We start from the raw sequence: 21,881 nt of genomic DNA on the forward strand, positions 1-21,881 counted from the left end.
TTATAACAAATAAAGAGTGTGCGGTTACGAGACTGCACACTCTTTTTATTTGGCCAAAGCCTTAGGCGCGCATCTGCTTGAGGATGCCAGCTGTTTCTCGGGCGCGAGGTCCGGCTCGACCACCAGGATTTTTTTTGGAGGGACAGCTTTCTGGCGAAAATGCCGAACGTAGCCGTTCCGCGATGGAACGGAAGGTTTTGAGAACGGTTTCCAGCTTTTTCGTAGCGATGGCAACGACGAGTTTTTCCTTACGCGGAAAAAACCGAAAAATGGTGGCAATGCCCATTTTGGCCTCGGTGGCGACATCCTGCATGGTGGCTGTTTCAATGCCTTTATGGGTAAATACGCACTCTGCCACTTTTGACCACAACAAAGTGTGTATACATTGGCGGAAACAGCGGCCCGCAAAAGGACCGCTGTTTTATGGCGTTATTTCAATGGAATATTCCTTAATGAGGGACGTAAGTTCTTGGAAGGTGAATTTATGATTTACCATATCGACCGTAAAATCCTCTGCTTGTTTTTGTTCCATGATAAATCGATAACCGTTATAACGTAGAAACAGGAGAAGAGCCGTGAAGGCTGTTCTTTTGTTGGCATTTTGAAATGGGTGATTTTGTCCCAGTGATTCAAATAATGCAGCTGACTTTTCCCAGATGGATAAATAAGCGTCTTCTCCAAAAGCTGATGATTGAGGCCGATGGAGGGCGGACTCCAGTAAATGTGAATTTTTCACGCCGATATGCTCGCCAATACTATATTTCTGTATCATCGCAACGTTTATGGCGATAACCTCTTGAGAGGTTAGATAACGTATAGGGCTCATCGATCTTTTAACCCTTTTAAGGTCTGGTCGTATTCACTCATGATCTCAGACAAAGTATCTAAGAAATCAGGGCTGAGGCCATCAGGAAGGGAGACCTTATTAGCTTTTTTAATGATGATCTCTCCATTTGTTTGATTAACATCAATTTGTACCGTATCGCCTAGTTCTAGACCAATCTGTTTGAGGGCATCCGTCATTGTAATTCCCAGGCTGTTGCCGAACTTAGTGACTTTCCGTTCCATTTCGTTCACCCTGCTCATATAAAGTTTGCCTCCTTTATTATATTATTCAACTGTTATAACAATTATACATTGATTGAGAAATAAGATAAATCTCGATTCTTATAGTAGTGGTTAAATGCAGGAGCCGGCTATCCATATGCAGAAATCAATGCTCAGTGAATGCTTGATCATCCGGATGGTGAAGGGAGGTGATGCAATTGGAACGAAGAAGGGAACTTATGGCCGCCGCTGTAAGCAGGTTCGGACTCTTGGAGAGGGATAGACTCCAGACGCATTTTTCCGAACACAGCCTTGTCTGTTCTTATCGAAGGGGTGCGGAGACCGTGTATGTACGCTTGACCGACGAGTCCCATAAACCATATGCGAAAATTGAGGGCGAGGTGCAGTGGGCCGAGTTTCTTGGAAGTAAGGGAGTGTGCGTTTCGAGACCGCTTTTTTCAGTGGAAGGGAATCTGGCGGAACGTATCCGGATGGAGGACCGTGAATATACGGCGGTGTGTTACGAGGAGGCCAAGGGGCGTCCGGTCGGAGAGAACGATGCCAATGAGCGATTATACAAGCGAATGGGCCAATTCATGGGCTCCATGCACCGCATCACCAAAGGGTACACCCATCGGGATCCCGTTACAAGACGCCCTGATTGGTCGGATGAGGCGGAAAAGGTTTGGTATATCGATTTACCGCTAACCGAGAAAGGCGTCACCCGTCGTTACGAGGTTTTGCTCCATTATATTTCGGAGCTTCCGATTGCTGCGGACGCTTACGGACTGATCCATGCGGATTTTCATTACGGTAATTTTTTTGTGAATGGGGATACGTTGTGTCTGATTGATTTTGATGCAAGCCGGTATTCATGGTTCATTGATGATATTGCGGTCGCCGCGTTTTTCTCGAGTTTAACCGAAGGGGCAGATGCGGAGCCGGATCAGTTTCTGACCCCGTTTCTAGAAGGATACCGTCTGGAGCATCATCTGGAGGATAAGTGGTTTCGAGAAATTCCGTATTTCATGAAGCTGCGAGAAATGGGGCGTTATATCAAGCTATTCCATGCTTGTAGCGGGAAGCTTGATAAACTCCATCCGTGGGGGCAATGGTATATGAGGGGACGCAAGGAAAAGATTTTGGGAAGTTTCCCGGCTATTTAATAAACGCAGCCTTGGTTAGAAAGATGGAGCCAAGGCTTTTTTATTTTGTAAAAACCTGCCGCGGTTGATTCTATCGTGAAGGCGAAGCTCTTGTAAGAAGGAACTATGTGCCTGCACCATCGGCAATACGCTGAAGGATGAGACCGTTGTTGAACTGATCGAAGTGAATGAACCCATCGAAACGAGCAGCAATGCGTAATGGGTACGCTTTTATGTTAATCTTTTAAGCGAATCCAACAACAGCCTTAGTCCAGGATTCATCGCGGACTAAGGCTGTTCTGTTCTTAAGGGAATCATACAATGCAATATTATGAGTACGTGCTGCATCTATTTTCGCCGTATGCCTTATGGCGTTTAGTTACGACTGCGGCTGCACATCCCGCTCAAAAGCGATGATCCAATCGCCCTGAATGGCGGCATAGCCGGTGTCTCCCTCCACAACAAGACCGTACAGATTCTTGACATCGAGATATTCCTTCCGCTCCCCATTATCAAATTCGAGGGTGATGTAGTAATATGTTCGGGAAGAATTGCTGGAATGCATCATGCCGTTATTCCCGTTGTGATGATTGCTGTGATGACGGATGTCCATGCGTTTGGAGACAACCCGGGCAAACTCGGACGTGCGAGGTGACTTGGCGTTCTTAACATAACGGGCGCCATTAGAGATGAAGCCCACAATCACAATCACGAATACAATTCCAATCAGAATGGGAACCAGCGTAAACATAAAATCAAATCCTCCGCCAAAAGACGTTCCTTGCGGCATCATCGACTGCACTCCTCTCTGTCCGTTATTTTTTCATTGTATATATGTACGGTAAAATGGATTGAAATGTTTCAATCTTAAAGAATCAGTCATTTCACGCTTACTCCAGAGTCAGCATAATGCAATCCCAGCTGATAAGCACGCTCGAGCAAACTCTCCATATGCTCCGGTCTACCCTCCAACGTATCATAGAAGAATTCCACACGGGAATTCTTGATTCCGGAGTAGTCGGCCATCCCAATATTGAGGGAAAGGGATAACATCTGATCATAGCCCCGCTTGGCAAAATGATCTTCCGAAGCTCCCGCGAGCGCCAGCCATAATACCTGTTGGTGATGAAGCTTTGAGCCGCCGCCGTAAGCGAAGCCATGATTCCAGACACGGTCGATATACCCTTTCAGCATGGCCGGGATTCCGTACCACCACACCGGGAAGATATAGGCCAGCGCGTCGTGTTCCTTCATTCGTGCAATTTCGGCTTCTACTTCAGGAGAATAGATCTTGGTAGGATTAGACCAATCAGGTTCGTCTGCCTCCCACAGGACCGGATCGAAACCGATGCGGTGGAGGTCCAGAATCTCCGCTTCATGCCCGGAGTCCCGAAGCCCTTGTACAAACTTCTCGGTAATTGCAAATGTAAAGGAATTTTCGCGTGGATGCGTAACAACCGTTAATACCTTCATGAGGGTTCACCGTCTCTTTCTTCTCTTCGAATTTGAATGCCAAATTGTTCAATACGTGTCATTGCAGTTACAAGAGGAACCAGCGTTTCAGGTAGATAGAAGCCTCCGGGAGCAGGAGGTGAGCCATCCCAGCCCAGAATACGCTCAATGGAAAGGAGGATACCGAGGGCCGTAAAATGCGCCTGTCCCTTCGGATCGGTCAACGTGATTCTCCGTTTCGCGGAACGGCCGTCAAGAAGAACACCTTCAATATCAATGTAGAGGTCTTGAGAGGCCGTGCCTCCAGCCCGTGTCCCTATAGAGTCATGAATGGCGAAATCGAATCGAATATTAGGCGCTCCCGTAACAGCAGCGAGGCTTGGAACATCCAATAAACTCATGGGATGGCCCTCTACCCGGGAACCGTTTGAAAGACTTATGCTTCTCGGATACTTCGTAGCCTCAACCCATTTCCATATCCCGTTTTCCCGGATGAGGGCACGGTTGATAAATCCCTCGGTTTCCTCAAGCGTCATAGGCCCCATTGGATCGCGTTCATCATAGTGACCCGCCAAGCCGATCGATTGGATGCTTCGGAAAGACTTCGCCTCCTGATACGCGACCAAGGTCAGGATTCCCGCTTGCGAATGTCCCAGAGGCACAATCGGTGCTTGAGGGGGATGGCTTTGCATGGCGAATAGAATAGGTGTCAATTCGTCGGCAAGCTTGGTGATCCCGATATGCGCAATTCCTTTTGCAAGGGCCTCTTGCATGAGGAGGTCGGCCGGATCCTGGATGGTAGAAACGATAAGGTCGGCTTGATCCAGCTCTGTTGGAGACAGACCCTGGCGGATATCTAAAAAAGCGGTACGGGCGTTTCCTAGTTCTTGTACTAGTAAGCTCCCCTTCGCGGGATGCCTTCCGGCGAGTATAATCTCGGCATCTTGATTGATCGTTCGGATATGCCGGGCAACGGCACTCCCGATTACGCCATAACCTCCGGCAATGTATATACGCTGCATGCCATTTCACCTCCAATTTTTATGCTTAAGCACTGGTATAAGGGGATTATGTAACATATAATGACGGAAAGGAAGTACGCACTTAATTGTTCTATAGGTACCTAAAAGTATCATTAATACTCCAAAGTGCCTGTTATCAGTCATATGCCAATTACGTCCGAAAAGGAGAGAAGATCTTATGAATGGAATGGGGAGCGACAATACAATATTCCGTCTGAGGCGACCATGGATGTAATCGGCGGCAAGTGGAAGGTCATTGTGCTGTGCCACTTAAGTTATGGACCCAAGCGAACGAGTGAAATTAAGAAGCAGATGCCGGATATTACGCAGAAAATGTTAACCCAGACGCTGCGGGAGCTGGAGGAGGATGGGATTATCACGCGAACGGTCTTTAATCAAGTGCCGCCTAAGGTCGTGTATGAGCTGAGTGAAATGGGCGTTTCGCTGCAACCGATCCTTGACCAAATCTGTGAATGGGGCGAGAAGTACTTGAATGGGAAATCGAAGGTAATTACACCTTGAGGACAGACAAAATAAAAGCTGCTGACCTAATAAGGGTCCGTAGCTTTTTTATTTTTTGAAATAGATTGTTGTCGCTCATAATTTCCATAGGGTAGAGGAAAAGCCAAGATATCCGCAGAATATTTAGTGCTTTAGACTCATTAAAATCCGGGTGATTTGAGCAATTTCTATGTTTGTCGAGAAATTGAATAGTTACTATAGATATAATAATGGATAGGGTGTAGGGCTGGGGAGGCCGTAAATATAAGGATTATCAATTTCTGACATGCAGCGGGACGAGTCACCCATGAATTAATAGAAACGTTTGTCCATTAGGAAACGTATGATCTTCATAGGACCTAAGGATTACTCACAAAAGGAGTGTGTACAGCTCAGATGGAAGGCAATTATAACTTATATATTGTTGGGCTTTCAATTGCGATTGCTATACTTGCTTCATACTCGGCTTTGAATATTACCTCTAAAATTTCGGATGCGAACGGAAAATCCAAGTTTTTTTGGCTTTGCGGTGGCGCCATGGTCATGGGAAGCGGCATTTGGTCCATGCATTTTGTCGGCATGCTGGCCATGCACATGAATATGAATGTGAGGTACGATGTCTTTCTGACCATCATGTCGATGCTCGTCAGCGTGGTTTCCTCCTTCATTGCGTTTTATATCACGATGCCCAAAAACATTAACTGGTCCAAAATCGCCATTGGCGGCTTCATTATGGGAAGCGGCATCGTCACCATGCATTACATGGGAATGGAAGCCATGGTCATCCATGCCGAAATTAGTTATGATCCCGGCATTTGGGTTCTGTCCGCCATCATTGCATTGGTTGCTTCCTATGCGGCTTTATTATTGTTTCTCCGTTTTCGGAATCATCCCAAGTCCAGCTTTCTTAAGTGGGGCTCGGCGGTTGTCATGGGATTTGCCGTATGCGGGATGCATTATACAGGCATGAAAGCTGCACGGTTTGAGGCGCATGCCGGTATGATCACACAGCCGCCGCAGTCTGTCGATTTTCTTCTTCTGTATGGTGTGACGGTCACGATTTTTGCTATCCTGCTGGTTTCTTGGGGGGCGATGTTCTTTGATCGGCATGTGCTGGAAAAGCTGGCCTATCAGGATACGATCACGGGATTGCCTAACCGCAATGAAATGAACCGATTCTTTGAGACGAATGCCGAGACAGAGAAGATTACGATCCTGTTTCTGGATTTGGACCAATTCAAGGCTATCAACGATACGCTGGGCCATAATGTCGGGGATTTGCTGGTCCAGGAAGTGGGTAAGCGACTGCGTCAATTCATTCGAGGCGGCCAGCAGGTATTCCGGATCGGCGGGGACGAATTTCTGGTTATTTTGAAGCAAAGCGACCCGAATTATGCCCAGCGCTTAGCCGACGATATACTTCAACAAATAAAAAACGTGTACCATATCGACGGCAACGAATTGTACGTGACGGCAAGCATCGGAATCAGCATCGGTTCCGTCCATAGCTCTGACCGTACGACGCTGCTGAAGAATGCGGATACCGCAATGTATAAAGCGAAGGGACTGGGCAAGAACCAGCAATGCCTCTATGACGAGGAGATGGGTCTTCAAGAGGTTCGCAAAATGGAATTGGAGAAGGACCTGCAACGAGCGTTTGAGCTGAAGGAGTTCTTCATTGTATATCAGCCCAAATGGAATGTGCAAAGTGATCGCTTGGTCGGATTCGAGGCGCTGCTTCGCTGGAAGCATCCCAGATTAGGCGTGATATCGCCGCTTGAATTCATTCCGATTGCCGAAGAGACGGGGCTGATTATACCAATGACCCGATGGACGCTTGAGGAAGCATGCAAACAGTGCAGAATTTGGCAGGAGAGAGGAATTGTCCAGCCGGTTTCGGTAAATTTATCGATTCGTTTATTTCATGGTGACAATCTGCTTGAGCTTATTCAAAACGTTCTGGATCAGGCGAATTTGGAGCCTCGCTTGTTAGAACTGGAAATAGCAGAGTCCATGGTGCTGCATGATGTGAATGATATTATCCGCCAGCTTGGGAATATCAGGTCCTTGGGGGTTAAGGTCTCCATGGATGATTTCGGAACCGGTTATTCCTCGATTGGTCTATTGGACCGGATTCCGATTGATGCTTTAAAGCTGGACCGCCAGTTCACCAATGATTTGGACACGCCCAGCAAACGCGCCATTGTCAACGCCATCGTTCTTATGGCAGAGAATTTGAATCTGGATGTAATCGCGGAAGGTGTCGAGAACAAGGAGCATATCGACTTTTTGACCGGACTTGGCTGCCACGTCATGCAAGGTTATTATTACGGAAAGCCGATGGATATCGATGAGATTAAGGTCTGGATGTACGAACATAATCACAAAACAGAAGAGATCGAGATCCTCTGATGAAAAGTAAATGGAATAGATACAGAGCATACGAATAACGGGCACCGTGAGGTGTCCGTTATGCTGTTAGTGGAGACATATAATAACCGCCTGGGCCCCTCAAGTCTCTGCAATTAAACAAAATAGGCAATTTTCGCGCGAGGGAAATATTCTTGGATCCCCTTCTCGAACAACTGCTGGAACTCCTCGACGGTTTCAGCCTTATAGACATATTTAAACTTTCCGTACCTTCCCCATTTTAACTGCCGATCTTCCTCGTCCATATTCAGTTTGGTTTTGGGGTAACGCTTTAAAATGGTGCTTTTGGCCGTTTTGGTAAAACGGTGTTGAATGAGCTCGAACGTCAGATCCTTTACCTCCACATGGCTCAATCGCTCATGAAGCTTCTCTAACAAATGCCAGTATCCCTCTTGCCATCCGTCATATTTAACGATCGGGGCAATGATGAAACCTAACGGATATCCGGCTTCGGCAATTTTGCCCGCGGCTTCAATCCGTTCTTCGAAGGAAGAGGTGCCCGGCTCGAAATAACGGATGACATAATCGGAATTGATGGAGAAGCGGACCCTGGTATGGCCGCCGTGATCGATATTCAGAAGGGAATCGATGTTGGCGAATTTCGTCACGAATCGCAGTCGGCCATATTCCTGCTTGGCCATAAATTCAATGTAATAGGCAAGTGCTCCGGTCAAATGCTCAAGCGATACGGGATCCCCCGTGCAAGCAGCTTCGAAACGCGTAATTTCCGGGGTCCGATCCGCGATATAGGCCTTTGCTTTATCCAGGATTTGATCCAGGTTCACGTAAATCCGCACATAAGGTTTCGAACTCATCGTCGTTTGCAGGTAGCAGTAATGACAATGTCCCGCACATCCGGTAGTTAGCGGGATGGCATATTCCGCTGACGGCTTGGAGGTATCGAAGTCCAATGTTTTCCTGATCCCGACAACCAGGGTTCTCTTGGCGTTGCGGTATTTTTCAGTTTCCGATTCTCCTGGAATACCGGTCACCCTATTATGAGATGTTGTCATTTTAATGGGGGTACCTAATTCTTCAAACCATGCTTGCAGCTTTTTTCCAAGCGGATACTCCAACGCGTCCGGCTCAAAAAAGACCAGTTCCGGGTCAAAACGCTCCAAATAATCTCCCTCCCCGCTAAATAAAGAATATGATGTATAGGATTGGCAACAGTCGTGATGATCATGCATAGTTCAAGTTATCAAAAGGGGAAACGGATAAGCAGGTTTAAGTATGATTATGAAAGCCCTTTCGGAAATCTATGATATACTACGACATAACAGGCATACCATTTATAACAACCTATATTTTCCTATATTAGCCTCATACTTTCACAAGCAAAGGAGATTTCATGATGTTTAATGTTCTTGTTGTTGACGATGAGTCCGTTCAAAGAGAAGGCATTAAGGATTTGATCTCTCAGTACCGCTTTCCCTTTCAAGTACTGGAAGCCGAGAACGGAATGAGCGCGGAGCGGATTCTGGTTCAGAACGCGATTGATATCCTCATCACCGATGTCAGAATGCCTCTGATGGACGGACTTGCGCTAAGCAAACAAGCCCGAAAGATGCAGCAGGATCTAAAGATTGTCATCTGCAGCGGTTATGACGAATTTGAATATGCCCGCAGCGCCATCCGGCTGGGCGTGGTAAATTACTTGCTGAAGCCGCTGGTCAGGGAGGAGTTTCTGGAGGTGATGGAGGATATTACGCAGATCAGTCCTTATGGTGGGGATCTTGAGCAGGAGACGGTGGAATCCAAGGTCATCCTTCAGGTCAAGGATTATGTGAAGGATCATTACCAGCGGGACATTTCGTTGTCGGATGCAGCCCACGATGTATACCTGTCCCCGGGGTATTTGAGTATTTTGTTCAAGAAAGAGACCGGCGAGAACTTCTCGAAGTATTTAACCGATTACCGCTTGCGACGGGCAAGCCATCTGCTCCTGAACTCCAATATGAAGGTAAATGATATTGCCGGAGCGGTTGGCATCGATAACCATTCGTATTTTGCCAAGCTGTTCAAAAGCAAGTTCGGCGTCAGTCCCTTACAGTACAGAGAGTGCGGGGTGCTCCATGATCGGATGGATCAAGAACAAGTTCAATGATATCAGGTTCCGCAACAAGCTGCTGCTGTCCCACTTGGTGATTGCACTCATTCCCATTCTTCTGCTCGGGCTGCTTTCCTTCATTCAGTCCTACCGCATTCAGATGAAAGAACTGCGGAGCGAAGCTAAAGCCAGCCTGGAGCAGGTGGCTAACATTATGGATTACAAGATCAACCGGTACAATACGCTGAGCGAGTTCATGGTGCTAAATCGGGAGTTGTCGCAGATATTTATTAAGGATTACGAAGAGAACTATTTTAACATGTACCTGGATTTCCGTGACATTCTGGAGCCGTTAATCTCGAATATCCGGCTGATGGATGATGATATTGAGGCCATCACCTTTTATACATCCGGAGAGCTGCTGGGGATTCGCGACAATATTTTGCCGATCGGGGATCTTAAGAGCAAGTCTTGGTACGATGGATTTCGGGGCAGGCGCTGGATTGTGGACGGGGAGAAGCTTTATCTCGTTCAGGAACTGATCAGCAATCCGAAGGACAGCAATTTCATGGTCATTTCCATTCAGCATGACAGCATCTTTGCAGACCTGGACAAGCTGTCGGAGCATGTGGCGGTTCATATCGAGGATGCTGAGCAGCGGGTGATATTCAAGGAAAGCAAGGCGCCGGATGCATCTGCCGGTTTGGAGGATGGGGAGCCGAGCGGGCTAAGCCTAAGCCGATCACTCGCTAACAATGGCTGGACGGTTCACTATCATTTGCTGAACACGAATGCATACGCCAATGCGCTCGGTATTTTTCAAATTACGTTGTTTGTCATTATCCTCAGCTTGATCATTACCTTCCTGCTCATTTATGTGATCTCCAACAATTTCACGCGCAGAATTATCCATATCAAGAACAAGGTAGACAAGGTGGAGCAGAACAATCTGGATGTCATTATCCAAAGCTCGTCCAGGGATGAATTCGGTGAGCTGACCAACGGCATCGGCAAAATGCTGAAACGGATTAACAGCCTTATCTCCCAGGTGTATCAAGCGGAAATCGCCAAGAGGGAAAGCGAATATAACAAGCTAATCAATCAGATTAATCCGCACTTTCTATACAACACCCTCTCCTTTATCCGGTGGAGGGCCGAGAAGAAGGCGGATATCGAAACGAGTTATATGGTATCGGCATTGGCCCGGTTCTATAGAACGACGCTGAATCAGGGGAGGCATATGGCAACGATCAAGGATGAGGTGCAGCACATCAAAGCTTACCTGGATTTGCAGCTTATTATGAATGATGGCCGGTTTGATGTGGATTACCATATTGATGAGAGAGTGTTACATACCGAGGTCATCCATTTTATTCTGCAGCCGATTGTGGAAAATGCCATCAAACACGGATTTGTGGAGGCAGGAGGGGCAGATTACCAGATCTACATTGGGGTCAGCCAGGTCGAAGGGGGAATTAAACTAATCGTCAGCGATAACGGGGTGGGCATGACTCCCGTGCAGGCGGCGAGGCTGCTGGCCGGAGAGAGCGGGGGCTGCGGCGTTCGGAACGTGAATGACCGGATCAAGCTGTATTACGGACAGGATTACGGACTCGATATTCATAGTGAGTCAGGCAGCGGAACGGAAGTATCGATGGTCATTCCAGCCTCCTGAACAGCGTATGTTATTCGGTCCATAGCATTGGTAATGAAAGCGGTGTGCTGAGGCAGCCGCTTTTTTTTGTAGTTTGAAGTGGAGAACAAGAAGGTCATGAAAAAAGTGATACATATCCGAAAAATGTTGCATATACGCCAATTTTGAAACCGCATACAATTTGATTATCAACCAAAACGAGAAGAAGGGGATGACAGGATGAACAAACGCAGAAAGATGGCTTCTCTGCTGCTCAGCTGTATGATACTGGCCGTATTCAGCGGCTGCGGCGGGGGCAAGAGTGATAACGTGCAGCCGGAAATTTCAGAGCAGGATTATGAGCCTTACGGAAAATATGAGACGCCGGTGGAATTTACGATCGGCCGGAATACCAATCATGTGAACAACCTGCCATCAGGCGATACGATTGAGGACAATTTGGCTACCCGTTACGTGGAGGACCGGGTGAATGTGAAAGCCAAGGTGGCTTGGGAGACGGATGATATGGATCAGAAGCTCTCGCTATCGATGACAACGGGCGATCTGCCGGACGTTATGCTGGTTAGCCGCGATATTTTCAACCAACTGGTGGATAATGACCTGATTGCCGATATGACGGAGGTGTACGAGAAGACCGCATCCGACGGGGTCAAGAATATCTACGCTTCCTATGGCGACTTGCTGCTGAACCAGGTGAAGGTCGACGGTAAAATCATGGGCCTTCCGATGACGAATATCGGCAACCAGCACCAGCTGCTGTGGGTTCGGAAGGACTGGGTGGATAAGGTCGGCGCGAAGATGCCGGAATCCGTCGAGGATGTATGGAACCTCGCCAGAACATTCGTGGAGCAGGACGCCTCGGGAACAGGCAAGACGGTCGGAATGGTGATGGATTCCAATGCCATGAACTTTACGCCGGTTTTCGCTGCGCATGGCGCCTTTCCGATGAACTGGATCGAGAAGGACGGCCAGGTTGTATATGGTTCGGTCCAGCCCGAGATGAAGCAAGCGCTGACGGAGCTGAGCGCCATGTACAAGGAAGGTTTGATTGATAAACAGTTCGCCGTCCGGTCGAATGAAGAGAAGGAAGCGCTTGTGATCAACGGTCAGGTAGGCATGCTGTTTAATCCATGGTGGATCGGCTACACCAACTACAAGGACTCGATCAAGCAAGATCCCGATGCTGTCTGGGTTGCCGTATCGGCACCGGTAGACGAGAACGGCAAATTCAAAACGATCCGTCAGGATCCGGTGGGCGGCGGTATCGTTGTGGTGAAGAAGGATTTTGCCCATCCCGAAGCGATCATGAAGTCGGTCAATCTGACTACGGATTTCCTGTACTCCTTAACGGATGATGCAATTAACTACAAGAAAGAGCATCCGGACGAGATGCTGACCGATGCCAGTCGTTGGAACAATGATCCGACGCAAATTCCGATGCAAGTGGATTATGACGACGTGTTGAAGCGTTATTACGACGATCTGATGAAGGCGGATCAATCCGGGGATGCTTCGGCCGTTCAGGAGGACCGGGTGGTATCCTTCAAGGCATATCAGGAGTTTAAGGAGAAAGGCAATGCCGTCGATGTGAACACCTATGGCGAATACCTCTCCCGTATCGAGGGTCAACGCGAAGCGAACAATCCGAATCTGGAAGTGATTCCTGCAGGCTTCTACGGAACCACCGAGACGATGAAGCTGAAGTGGGCCAATCTCCAAAAGCTCGAAGAAGAGACGATATTGAAAATCATCATGGGCCAAGCCCCCGTTGATGAATTCGATAAGTTTGTGGACACCTGGAAGCGTACCGGCGGCGATGAGATTACGGAAGAGGTCAACCAGATGAGCAGCAGATAAGGAAAGCATGAGCCTTGGCGCGGAGGGCTATTGGTGGTCATCCGCGCGGGCTTTTCATTCGATAAGGCCTGTCCTGACAGGGACATGATGGAGGTGGAGCGGACGATGGCGCAAGTGGAAACAACCGTCAATTCAGAGCGGGAAGTACGATACCGGAGGAAAAAGAAACGAAGAACCTTTGACGAAATGACCTATCATGCGATGCTGCTGCCCGGCATGGTCATGCTGTTCATTTTCTCGATTGTTCCGATGTTCGGGGTGGTCATGGCTTTTCAAAAGTTCATCCCTGCGAAAGGGATATTCGGCTCCGCATGGGCAGGACTCGACAATTTCACGTATATGTTTCAACTGCCGGATGCCAAACAGATTTTTGTGAATACGCTGGTCATCGCGGTCGGGAAGATTGTTCTCGGATTGATTGTACCGATCGTGTTCGCCCTGCTGCTAAATGAGGTGCGTCTGAAGCTCTTCAAAAGCACGATTCAAACCATCGTGTATTTGCCGCATTTTATGTCATGGGTGGTCTTGGGTACGATGTTGACCATGATCTTTTCCTTTGACGGCATGATTAACAATTTCCTTGAGTTTCTGGGGCTGGAGCGGATCATGTTTCTGGCAAGCAACGACTGGTTCAGGCCGCTGCTCATCGTGACGGATACCTGGAAGGAATTCGGCTACGGGACGATTGTGTATTTGGCTGCGTTGACGGCGATTAACCCGGCTTTGTATGAATCGGCCGCAATGGACGGCGCAAGCCGCTGGAAACAGACGCTGAATATCACACTGCCGGGCATGTTTCCGACGATCATCCTGCTGGGCACGCTGAGTCTCGGCAATGTGTTGAATGCAGGATTTGACCAGGTGTTCAACCTGTATAATCCGCTGGTATATGAGACAGGTGATATTATCGATACGTTTGTGTACCGCATGGGTCTGATCAATATGCAGTATTCGTTCGCAACGGCGATCGGACTGATGAAATCGGTCATCAGCTTTATTCTGATCGTTATATCCTACAGGCTGGCCTCGAGGTATGCGGGGTACAGGATTTTCTAGGAGGGTTAGCATGATTCAATCCAAAACGCTGGGCTCAAGGCTATCCCGCCTGATGATTATGCTCGCGCTCGTTCTGATTACATTTGTGTCGCTAGCCCCCATCGTCAATACGATTATGGTGTCTGTCAGCAGCAGCACGGCTGTTAATGCGGGCAAGGTCTACTTTTTTCCGGTAGAGCTGAATTTCTCATCCTACGGGCAGATACTGAATGACACGAAGTTTTGGAAGGCGTTTCTAATATCCGTGGAACGGGTGCTGCTTGGGGGCGCGATCAACATGATATTGACCATCCTCATGGCCTATCCATTGTCGCGGAGCGTCACGCAGTTCCGATCGAGAAATAAATATATGTGGATTATCGTGTTTACGATGCTCTTCAGCGGCGGGATCGTTCCCTGGTATATGGTGATCAGCAAGCTGGGGTTGATCAACAGCATCTGGGCACTGGTTCTGCCGGGTGCGGTTCCTGTCTTCAACGTGATTCTCCTGATGAACTTCTTCAAGGGCATTCCGAAGGAGCTGGAGGAGGCCGCATTCATTGATGGTGCCGGTCCGCTGAAGATCCTGCTCAAGATCTTTATCCCGATTTCCATGCCCAGTCTGGCAACCATTACCCTGTTTGTCATCGTCGGTCACTGGAACAACTTCTTTGACGGAATCATCCTGATCAATGACAGCGAAAAAATACCGCTTCAAACCTATCTGCAGCAGCTCAGTCTGACGCGCGACCAGATGCAGAATCTCTCCGTCGAACAGCTGCAGCAATTCAATAAAATTTCCAACACGACCCTGAACTCAGCCAAAATTCTGGTTTCCATGATTCCAATTCTGCTCATCTATCCGTTTCTGCAGCGTTACTTAATCCACGGAATCGTTCTGGGGGCCGTGAAGGAATAGAACAGCTCAGCCGGTCAGGCTTATTAGCGTGCTCTGCTTGAGCGGGTACATCCAGTACCGGCAAATGGAATAGGTAGTCGACAGAGAACAGCGCCTCCAGCATGAGTCTTTCCGGCGAAAGACTATCCTGCGGCGCTGTTTTGTCATGGTTGGGACTGTTCAGATTGTATTTAATTTGTAAGCGGTATTCGTTCAACATGGACAATTTAAATATATCATGTTATATTGTTATATAAATTAGTAGGTTTTGGAGTACCGTTGGAGGGATATCAATTTGAAAGATGCAGCTTCCACGAAGCCGATGTATGAACAAATTTTTAATGAGATGAAGCGAAAGATCTCAACCCATATTTTTCGGATAGGCGATAAAGTCCCTTCGGAGAAGGAACTCGCGGATGAATACGGAGTTAGTCGAATCACAAGCAAAAAAGCATTGGATCTGCTGGCGGCCGAAGGCGTGATTGTACGCAAGCCGGGCAAGGGATCGTTCGTAGCTGATCCGGATGAGCCTGTGGTACACAGGGAACCTCTCTCCTCAGAGAGCACAGATGCTGCAGCGGCCAGCCGGGAGAAGATGATCGGCCTCGTCATTACAGACTTTTCTTCAAGCTATGGAACGCGTCTTATCTACAGCATGGAGCAGTATTCCAGGGACAATGACTGTTTTCTGGTGCTGCGCAGAACGTTTGGAGACCAGGATAATGAGGAATTATCCATTCAGAAGCTGCGTAATCTCGGAGTGAACGGACTCATTGTATTTCCCGCTCAGGGGGAATATTTCAATGCTGAAATATTGAAGATGGTCATTGCCCGTTTCCCGCTTGTTCTGATTGATCGCAAGCTGAAGGGAGTTGCAGCGGCTTCCATTAGTACAGATAATCTTGGGGCAGCCGTGCAGGCGGTGGAGCATTTATTCGATTTGGGTCACCGTCATATTTCCTTGCTGTCTCCTCCGCCGAGAGATACGACAGCGGTTGAAGAGCGGATTGAAGGGTTCGTGCAGGCTCATGCCGCCCGGGGCATCGCGTCTGATAAGGAAATCTGGATTAGCGACGTGACGGCCACTTTGCCCAATGCCTTCCACGAGAGTAATATTGAACGCGAAATCCAGCGGATCGTACAGCATTTGCAGGATCACCCGTCGATTACTGCCTTTTTTGCGATCGAATATAACATTGCTTTGCTAGCCAAGGTTGCGGCAGAGCGCCTCGGTCTGCGGGTGCCGGAGGACGTATCCATCATATGCTTCGACAGTCCGCAGCTAAATATCGGCGAGGGTTATTTGTTTACCCATATGCGGCAGAACGAGGAAGAGATGGGCAGGCTGGCGATCGAGACGGTATTGGGCATCATGAATCACGATGATGTAGCCGTTGAGAAGCGATTGCCGGCGGAATTGGTGGCTGGAGCATCTACCGGGCCTGTAAAGAAATAACCAGCTAAACTTTGTCTAAACTTCTGTGCGGTGACGCGCAGCAACATATGCATATATGCACGATCTAACGTAATCTACCTGATACTGCTATATCGCCGAATTGAATTTTGAATTCGTAGACGGTGCGTGATCGAGCACGGAATCGAACCGGATTTGGGGAAGAACAAATACAAACCATGCGCTCATGAATAGATGAGTGCATGGTTTTTGTACTTCTTCTGAATGAATGATGGATTAGACATGATGTGGAGATCGCGGGAATTTGATATAACATTTAAAATTTATTATATATTGACATATTAACTAGAGGTTGAAAGGGATTGAGTGACTGTAGGTTATACTATCCACTGAAATGTGCGTAAACTATTTTTTTATGTAGAAATATCCCTATAAAACTCAAGCCTTTGTATCACATGTCATTATTTCTCGGGAAATAGCAGCTGTTAGCGAAATAGCCGAAATAAATTGTAGTCACATCTAAATAATTCCACTCTAATCTTCTACTTCAATATCGCTCAAATGTATAGCTCGTGTATGCTTTGTAGGATTCCAATTTACGTTCTTCATTGTAATGAGTGACCAAAGGAACAGTGGTACGTAAGTTAGATTGAAGAAGTACAGGTACACATAGTTCCGGAAGATGCTTACTTTGTTTTTCGAATCAAGAAACTGTGCGTACCCTACGTAAATGAATTGGAATAACAAGCATATCATCCAAATTTGCCAAGGAATCAAATGATGAGCATCTAATAAGTCGGTAGCCATGGATATGAAAATAAGGAGACCTGTTGCAGCACTTAAAACAATCTTGCCAGGATTAATAAGGTACATAAAACCATCAAAAGCTTTGAAGTCTAGCTTGCTAATGAATCTCCAAATTAATCGGTGAGCGTATTTAAAGCAAACATCCCAATGCCCTCTTGCCCATCGGAGACGTTGAATGCAGGAAGATTTGAAACTTTCCGGCTTCTCGTCGTACACACGCGCAAAGTGACACCATTTAGCGGGTACACCTTCAAGCAAACACTGCATCGTAAACTCAAGGTCTTCTGTTAAGGAACGAGCGGTCCAACCGATGGTTTTGAACAGAGTCGTGTCTACGCAGAACCCAGTTCCACCGATCGCGTTACCTAAGCCTAATCTGGACTTAGCCAGCTGCCAAGAGCGGTTCATGAAAATGTAGCTTACAGAGTAACCTATTGTCACCCAGTTGTCATTGGGATTCTTAGAATCCAGGTAACATTGTATTAATTGATCCCCGTTCAACAAGTGGTTATTCATTTCCCTTAAATAGTTCAACGAGACCAAGTTGTCGGCATCGAAGAAGGCAATACCGTCAAAATCATCGATTAACCTATCTCCATACTGCTCAATGGCGTATTTGATTCCATATGGCTTCCCTTTTTGTTGACCTGGCAGGTAGGTATGTTCAATAACGGTAGCACCAAGTTTTCTAGCGATTTCACTAGTTTTATCTTTACATCCATCAGCAATAACGCACACTTCATAGAGCTCCCTCGGGTAGTCCATTTTATGAAGGTTCTCGACAAGGTGTCCGATAACCGCTTCTTCGTTGTGCGCAGGAATCATGAGAAGAAATCTTTTCAAAGGTTTATATTCCTTGAGTCTCTTTGGTTTTCCAAAGCCAAAGAGACTGATGAGCATCCAATATGCCCAGAAAAACAGTAGGAGGCATTGAATGAAGGTCAATCCAACACCAAATACATACTCAAAACTCATTACTTGCTCAACCCTTTAACTGAAATTTTTCTAGATGGTGATGCGGGAGCACAATTAAATCCGGATAAAAAAGGCAACCCCATTCGTCCCGTGTGACGATGAGATTGCCTTTGCCTTGGCTACAATTAATCGAACTTGATCACACCCGTGGTATGAAGCAGCACCAAAAATACGAGTACTGGCGCGATATAACGGAGCATGAATAGCCATACCCGGAACCAGCCGGCTTTCAGGCCAGCGGCATCTGCCGCCTTCTTCCAGAAGTATCCTGCAAAGAGAGTGGTGATCAGACCCCCGACCGGAAGCAGAATATTGGATGTGATGAAATCCAGCCAATCGAAGAAGTTTTTGCCGCCGATATCGGAAAGCCCAGGTACGATGCCGAATGACAACGCGGAGGGTAGACCGATCAGCATAACCAGTACGCTAATGGCGATTACGGCTTTAGTCCGTCCCCAATGCCAGCGGTCCATGACATACGAGGTTGGGACCTCCAGCAATGAGACGGAAGATGTTAATGCGGCGATGGCTAGAAGAATAAAGAACAATCCCCCGAAAAAAGAACCCAGCGGCATGGCCGAGAAGGCAGCTGGCAAGGCAATGAAGACAAGAGAAGGTCCGGCATTCGGTTCAATCCCGAAAGAAGCGGTTGTCGGGAATATAATGAGCCCGGCAATAAACGCATAAATCAGGTCACCCGCGCCGATGGCAAGGGTTGCGGGACCTAGCGATTGTCGCTTATCCACATAAGCGCCGTAGGTCAACAGAATCCCCATCCCCAGCGAGAGGGAGAAGAAGGCATGCCCCAGCGCGACCAGCGCTGCTTCCGGGCTCAGCTTCGAGAAGTCAGGATTCAAGAAGAAGGAAACGCCCGCGCCAGCTCCTGGCAAGGTTACCGCACGGATCATTAGTACGATCAACAGAATGATTAGGCCCGGAATCAGAACCTTGTTGAATTTCTCGATCCCTCCGGAGATTCCTTTAGCTACAACCAATCCGGTAATAATAATAGCGGCGAATTGCCATATAATCGGCATGTAGCCTTCCGTAAACGTAGTAAATTGACCACCGAAATCGGTATTGTTGTACAGATTGCCGCTAAACGACATGACCGCATAATGTAGCGTCCAGCCTGCCACAATAACATAGAAGGTCAGAATGAGAAACGGTGCAATGACCTGGAGCAATCCAAGATGACCGAAAACTTTCGGTCCGCCCGCTTTAACGAAGGAAGTTGCAGCACTCCCGCGGCCAGCTCGTCCGATGGCAAGCTCGGCCAACAGGACGGGCAGACCGATCACGATGAGACAGATAATAAAGAGCAGGAAGAAAGCTGCGCCGCCGTGTTCTCCCGTAATGTAAGGAAACTTCCACATGTTTCCGAGGCCGACAGAGCTCCCGATCGCGGCCAGAATAAATCCAGCAGAGGAAAAACGATCATTTTTCCCCGTTGAAGCTGGGTTGTTGAGCTGAGATTTCATAGATGTTCCCCCAGTTGATTAAAGTTAAGTTCCTCTATTATATTTCAAGTTCTGCCAGAAAGGCATAAGTAATTTTTCCTAAGGGATGAGGACCTGCTTTTTTTATTATGCTGCGAACACAAAGGTTTCAATACTAACAATAACCACGATTTGTAAATAAATAAACCTTAAACACCAAGTTTAGGGAAATGAAGAGGGTTTGGGTAGGGAAAAAATCACAAATTCAACCCTTTCGGAAGCGAAAGTTGGCGGGGTTGACAAACATCTTATATTGTTATATCTTTATATTAAGATAAATGAAAATCAAATGGAAAAGAGGGATATCATGATCAAAAGCTTAACCCGGATTAATGAATTGGCTAAAAAACAGCGGGAGGGGGTACTTACTGCCGCGGAAAAAGCCGAACAGCAAGTTTTGCGCACGGACTATCTGCGTGAAATTCGCGGACAGGTGCTAAGCACCTTTTCGGGATTAAGCATCGTGGATCCCAACGGAAATGACGTGACACCTGAAAAACTTCGTCATGAGCAGAAGAAGCTGAGAGAATAGTAAATTGCCGTGACTGTGTAACGACTTTACACAGTATGGTGAGCATAATAATACAAAGAAGGGATCGCCATGTCATGGTGATCCCTTCTTTGTATTAAACACAGTTGCCTGAGGGTGACTCTATCCAAACCGCTCCGTCTTGTACCACTTGGATTCCCTGCCCGTAATTTTATCCACGATCAAGGAGTAGAAGGCTTTAATGGATATGACGAGGAACAGCTGGGCGTAGGTGAAGTACGACACGCATGAGAGAATGAAGTTACGTGTGTGGCTCTGCCCGATGTCCGTTGCGAGCGCCAGGTTAATCTGCAGGACATAGATGTAATACATTAAGGCCCAAGCAATGATGAGATACATATACACATCGCCTTCAAACCGGAAAGGGGAGACGACGGCCGGGTTAAACAGGCCGATGATCTGATACACGATGTTGGCGACAAAAATAATATCCGAGATGATAATGGCAATCATAAACCAGAAGTAACTGGCGGCATAATATAACACATGCAGCTTAATCCGCCAGCTTGTCCGGTCAAACAGATGATGAATGTTATCCGTGACAACGCTGTAGTTCCCCTTAGCCCAGCGTTCGCGCTGTTTCATATAGACCTTCAGATCCTCTGGCTCCTGCTGATAAGCTTCGGCTTGGGGAGCCAGCGCAATAAGCTGCCCTCTCGTCAGGATCTCGAACGAGATCGCGGTATCTTCCGTGATCGCATGCTCATCCCATCCGCCGATGTCCTGAATGAGCGCGGTTTTCACGATAAAGTTCGTGCCCGGAATGGTGCCCAGCTTAAATAGCTGCCATAGTCCGGTATGATGTACACGCTGTATGGTCACCAGCTCCAGATTGATGCAGCGGGACAGAAAATTCTGTCCACGGTTTCGGGCCTTGTTGCGTCCGAAGACGGCCCCGTAGCGTTCGGGCTGCTCCATCGCCTTCTGCGTCAGGAACAACAGGGCATTTTTCTCGGGTGCGGCATCCGCGTCGTAGACACAGATCCATTCGCCCGTTGCCTGCTTGAGCGCGTCGTTTAGGGCACCTGATTTGCCGCCGGTTCCGGTTCTCTCCAAAATAAGAAAGTCGCGGTCCCGGTAACGCTCATTCGCTTCGAGCGCTTTTAACCGCTCGGCCGTATGATCCTTGCAATTGTCAGCGATGACAATCACCTGCATCTTGTGATGCGGGTAATTCATCTGCAGAATATGCTCTACCGTTGCCTGGATGACCAATTCCTCGTTATGCGCGGGCACCATGACCGACACGGTAGGAAAATCCTCCAGATTGCTCGGATTCACCAGCTTCTGCCGGCTTTGTTTATGAATGAACACGATGGCCCCGGCCATAATAATGATCGATTCCAGTACGGCAATCCATATACTGATAATAGAGATGACCAGGAAAAAGTCAGTCACTGAACTTCCCCCGATCGTATTTTCGTTTGACCTTTGAACGGAAGCTTAAGGTGGCAATCGTCAGAATAACGATGGCTATGGAGAACATGATGCTGACTCCGATGCACAGAGGGATAAACCAGCTGGTATACGACATCGGCTGCAAGC

The 21,881-nt window shown here is 47.7% G+C and carries 21 protein-coding genes; 10 read left to right on the forward strand and 11 right to left on the reverse strand.

All coding sequences use genetic code 11. The features are described from left to right. Positions 1 to 61: 61 nt before the first annotated feature. The 3 genes from NYE54_RS02100 to NYE54_RS02110 all read right to left on the reverse strand — a co-directional run bounded on the left by NYE54_RS02100 (position 62) and on the right by NYE54_RS02110 (position 1,086). Entirely contained in the window at positions 62 to 358 is a 297-nt protein-coding gene (locus NYE54_RS02100; protein ID WP_339269668.1) for a helix-turn-helix domain-containing protein, read from the reverse strand. Between the two features lie 63 nt (positions 359 to 421). After that, entirely contained in the window at positions 422 to 826 is a 405-nt protein-coding gene (locus tag NYE54_RS02105) for a type II toxin-antitoxin system death-on-curing family toxin (protein WP_339269670.1), read from the reverse strand. Then, a complete protein-coding gene (locus NYE54_RS02110) occupies positions 823 to 1,086 on the reverse strand; it encodes an AbrB family transcriptional regulator (RefSeq protein ID WP_127594012.1) in 264 nt (87 codons plus the stop codon). The genes NYE54_RS02105 and NYE54_RS02110 overlap by 4 nt, the downstream gene beginning before the upstream one ends. Before the next feature lie 179 nt (positions 1,087 to 1,265). Here NYE54_RS02110 and NYE54_RS02115 point away from each other — a divergent pair, with 179 nt between their 5' ends. After that, the gene (locus NYE54_RS02115; protein ID WP_339269672.1) at positions 1,266 to 2,213 is read left to right on the forward strand and encodes a phosphotransferase; all 948 of its coding nucleotides are present in this window, start codon (positions 1,266 to 1,268) and stop codon (positions 2,211 to 2,213) included. A 358-nt stretch (positions 2,214 to 2,571) separates the two neighbouring features. Here the strand turns inward: NYE54_RS02115 and NYE54_RS02120 are convergent, their stop codons facing one another. The 3 genes from NYE54_RS02120 to NYE54_RS02130 all read right to left on the reverse strand — a co-directional run bounded on the left by NYE54_RS02120 (position 2,572) and on the right by NYE54_RS02130 (position 4,666). After that, a complete protein-coding gene (locus NYE54_RS02120; protein ID WP_339269674.1) occupies positions 2,572 to 2,985 on the reverse strand; it encodes a DUF2500 domain-containing protein in 414 nt (137 codons plus the stop codon). A gap of 86 nt (positions 2,986 to 3,071) precedes the next feature. Then, on the reverse strand, positions 3,072 to 3,665 hold the full coding sequence (locus tag NYE54_RS02125; RefSeq protein ID WP_339269676.1) for an NAD(P)H oxidoreductase: 594 nt from the start codon (positions 3,663 to 3,665) through the stop codon (positions 3,072 to 3,074). Next, positions 3,662 to 4,666: a hypothetical protein gene (locus NYE54_RS02130; protein ID WP_339269677.1), complete on the reverse strand. Its 1,005-nt coding sequence runs from the start codon at positions 4,664 to 4,666 to the stop codon at positions 3,662 to 3,664. The genes NYE54_RS02125 and NYE54_RS02130 overlap by 4 nt, the downstream gene beginning before the upstream one ends. A gap of 225 nt (positions 4,667 to 4,891) precedes the next feature. Between NYE54_RS02130 and NYE54_RS02135 the strand changes: the two genes are divergently transcribed. Together NYE54_RS02135 and NYE54_RS02140 are read left to right on the forward strand one after the other, a co-directional pair. Further along, a complete protein-coding gene (locus tag NYE54_RS02135) occupies positions 4,892 to 5,188 on the forward strand; it encodes a winged helix-turn-helix transcriptional regulator (protein WP_339269679.1) in 297 nt (98 codons plus the stop codon). Between the two features lie 375 nt (positions 5,189 to 5,563). Then, positions 5,564 to 7,579 carry an EAL domain-containing protein gene (locus NYE54_RS02140; protein ID WP_339269681.1) on the forward strand — a complete coding sequence of 672 codons (2,016 nt, stop codon included), beginning with the start codon at positions 5,564 to 5,566 and terminating at the stop codon, positions 7,577 to 7,579. 113 nt (positions 7,580 to 7,692) lie between these two features. Here NYE54_RS02140 and splB read toward each other — a convergent pair whose 3' ends face one another. Then, positions 7,693 to 8,718, reverse strand: coding sequence for a spore photoproduct lyase (splB, locus tag NYE54_RS02145; protein ID WP_339269683.1), 1,026 nt, complete (start codon positions 8,716 to 8,718; stop codon positions 7,693 to 7,695). Positions 8,719 to 8,948: 230 nt separating this feature from the next. Here splB and NYE54_RS02150 point away from each other — a divergent pair, with 230 nt between their 5' ends. The 6 genes from NYE54_RS02150 (at position 8,949) to NYE54_RS02175 (ending at position 16,547) form a co-directional block, all read left to right on the forward strand. Next, a complete protein-coding gene (locus NYE54_RS02150; RefSeq protein WP_083659640.1) occupies positions 8,949 to 9,704 on the forward strand; it encodes a response regulator in 756 nt (251 codons plus the stop codon). Then, the gene (locus tag NYE54_RS02155) at positions 9,673 to 11,322 is read left to right on the forward strand and encodes a histidine kinase (protein WP_339269686.1); all 1,650 of its coding nucleotides are present in this window, start codon (positions 9,673 to 9,675) and stop codon (positions 11,320 to 11,322) included. The genes NYE54_RS02150 and NYE54_RS02155 overlap by 32 nt, the downstream gene beginning before the upstream one ends. A 198-nt stretch (positions 11,323 to 11,520) precedes the next feature. Further along, entirely contained in the window at positions 11,521 to 13,158 is a 1,638-nt protein-coding gene (locus tag NYE54_RS02160; RefSeq protein WP_339269687.1) for an ABC transporter substrate-binding protein, read from the forward strand. Between the two features lie 186 nt (positions 13,159 to 13,344). Further along, positions 13,345 to 14,214 carry an ABC transporter permease subunit gene (locus NYE54_RS02165; RefSeq protein WP_243390928.1) on the forward strand — a complete coding sequence of 290 codons (870 nt, stop codon included), beginning with the start codon at positions 13,345 to 13,347 and terminating at the stop codon, positions 14,212 to 14,214. Between the two features lie 10 nt (positions 14,215 to 14,224). Then, positions 14,225 to 15,112, forward strand: coding sequence for a carbohydrate ABC transporter permease (locus NYE54_RS02170; protein ID WP_076322487.1), 888 nt, complete (start codon positions 14,225 to 14,227; stop codon positions 15,110 to 15,112). Positions 15,113 to 15,386: 274 nt separating this feature from the next. Further along, complete coding sequence (locus NYE54_RS02175; RefSeq protein WP_339269690.1) at positions 15,387 to 16,547, forward strand: GntR family transcriptional regulator; 1,161 nt, start codon at positions 15,387 to 15,389, stop codon at positions 16,545 to 16,547. A 492-nt stretch (positions 16,548 to 17,039) separates the two neighbouring features. Here NYE54_RS02175 and NYE54_RS02180 read toward each other — a convergent pair whose 3' ends face one another. Both NYE54_RS02180 and NYE54_RS02185 read right to left on the reverse strand, forming a co-directional pair. Further along, the gene (locus tag NYE54_RS02180) at positions 17,040 to 18,287 is read right to left on the reverse strand and encodes a glycosyltransferase family 2 protein (protein WP_339269691.1); all 1,248 of its coding nucleotides are present in this window, start codon (positions 18,285 to 18,287) and stop codon (positions 17,040 to 17,042) included. A gap of 125 nt (positions 18,288 to 18,412) precedes the next feature. Then, the gene (locus tag NYE54_RS02185) at positions 18,413 to 19,768 is read right to left on the reverse strand and encodes a sodium-dependent transporter (RefSeq protein WP_339269693.1); all 1,356 of its coding nucleotides are present in this window, start codon (positions 19,766 to 19,768) and stop codon (positions 18,413 to 18,415) included. A 325-nt stretch (positions 19,769 to 20,093) separates the two neighbouring features. Here NYE54_RS02185 and NYE54_RS02190 point away from each other — a divergent pair, with 325 nt between their 5' ends. After that, on the forward strand, positions 20,094 to 20,318 hold the full coding sequence (locus NYE54_RS02190) for a DUF896 domain-containing protein (RefSeq protein ID WP_339269695.1): 225 nt from the start codon (positions 20,094 to 20,096) through the stop codon (positions 20,316 to 20,318). Between the two features lie 120 nt (positions 20,319 to 20,438). Here NYE54_RS02190 and NYE54_RS02195 read toward each other — a convergent pair whose 3' ends face one another. Together NYE54_RS02195 and NYE54_RS02200 are read right to left on the reverse strand one after the other, a co-directional pair. Continuing rightward, entirely contained in the window at positions 20,439 to 21,734 is a 1,296-nt protein-coding gene (locus NYE54_RS02195; protein WP_339269697.1) for a glycosyltransferase, read from the reverse strand. Further along, a complete protein-coding gene (locus NYE54_RS02200) occupies positions 21,727 to 21,870 on the reverse strand; it encodes a hypothetical protein (RefSeq protein WP_339269699.1) in 144 nt (47 codons plus the stop codon). Before NYE54_RS02200 ends, NYE54_RS02195 begins: the two co-directional genes overlap by 8 nt. Positions 21,871 to 21,881: the final 11 nt, after the last annotated feature.

It is taken from the genome of Paenibacillus sp. FSL K6-1330 (assembly GCF_037976825.1).
GTDB lineage: Bacteria > Bacillota > Bacilli > Paenibacillales > Paenibacillaceae > Paenibacillus_AQ.

What these genes read in the sequence shown, in the direction of transcription:
- NYE54_RS02110 (WP_127594012.1), bottom strand. Translation starts at nt 1,086, where the DNA reads ATGAGCAGGGTGAACGAAATGGAACGGAAAGTCACTAAGTTCGGCAAC.
- NYE54_RS02140 (WP_339269681.1), top strand. Translation starts at nt 5,564, where the DNA reads ATGGAAGGCAATTATAACTTATATATTGTTGGGCTTTCAATTGCGATT.
- NYE54_RS02155 (WP_339269686.1), top strand. Translation starts at nt 9,673, where the DNA reads ATGATCGGATGGATCAAGAACAAGTTCAATGATATCAGGTTCCGCAAC.
- NYE54_RS02160 (WP_339269687.1), top strand. Translation starts at nt 11,521, where the DNA reads ATGAACAAACGCAGAAAGATGGCTTCTCTGCTGCTCAGCTGTATGATA.
- NYE54_RS02165 (WP_243390928.1), top strand. Translation starts at nt 13,345, where the DNA reads ATGACCTATCATGCGATGCTGCTGCCCGGCATGGTCATGCTGTTCATT.
- NYE54_RS02200 (WP_339269699.1), bottom strand. Translation starts at nt 21,870, where the DNA reads ATGTCGTATACCAGCTGGTTTATCCCTCTGTGCATCGGAGTCAGCATC.
- NYE54_RS02185 (WP_339269693.1), bottom strand. Translation starts at nt 19,768, where the DNA reads ATGAAATCTCAGCTCAACAACCCAGCTTCAACGGGGAAAAATGATCGT.
- NYE54_RS02170 (WP_076322487.1), top strand. Translation starts at nt 14,225, where the DNA reads ATGATTCAATCCAAAACGCTGGGCTCAAGGCTATCCCGCCTGATGATT.
- NYE54_RS02180 (WP_339269691.1), bottom strand. Translation starts at nt 18,287, where the DNA reads ATGAGTTTTGAGTATGTATTTGGTGTTGGATTGACCTTCATTCAATGC.
- NYE54_RS02150 (WP_083659640.1), top strand. Translation starts at nt 8,949, where the DNA reads ATGATGTTTAATGTTCTTGTTGTTGACGATGAGTCCGTTCAAAGAGAA.
- NYE54_RS02125 (WP_339269676.1), bottom strand. Translation starts at nt 3,665, where the DNA reads ATGAAGGTATTAACGGTTGTTACGCATCCACGCGAAAATTCCTTTACA.
- NYE54_RS02130 (WP_339269677.1), bottom strand. Translation starts at nt 4,666, where the DNA reads ATGCAGCGTATATACATTGCCGGAGGTTATGGCGTAATCGGGAGTGCC.
- NYE54_RS02105 (WP_339269670.1), bottom strand. Translation starts at nt 826, where the DNA reads ATGAGCCCTATACGTTATCTAACCTCTCAAGAGGTTATCGCCATAAAC.
- NYE54_RS02120 (WP_339269674.1), bottom strand. Translation starts at nt 2,985, where the DNA reads ATGATGCCGCAAGGAACGTCTTTTGGCGGAGGATTTGATTTTATGTTT.
- NYE54_RS02190 (WP_339269695.1), top strand. Translation starts at nt 20,094, where the DNA reads ATGATCAAAAGCTTAACCCGGATTAATGAATTGGCTAAAAAACAGCGG.
- NYE54_RS02135 (WP_339269679.1), top strand. Translation starts at nt 4,892, where the DNA reads ATGGATGTAATCGGCGGCAAGTGGAAGGTCATTGTGCTGTGCCACTTA.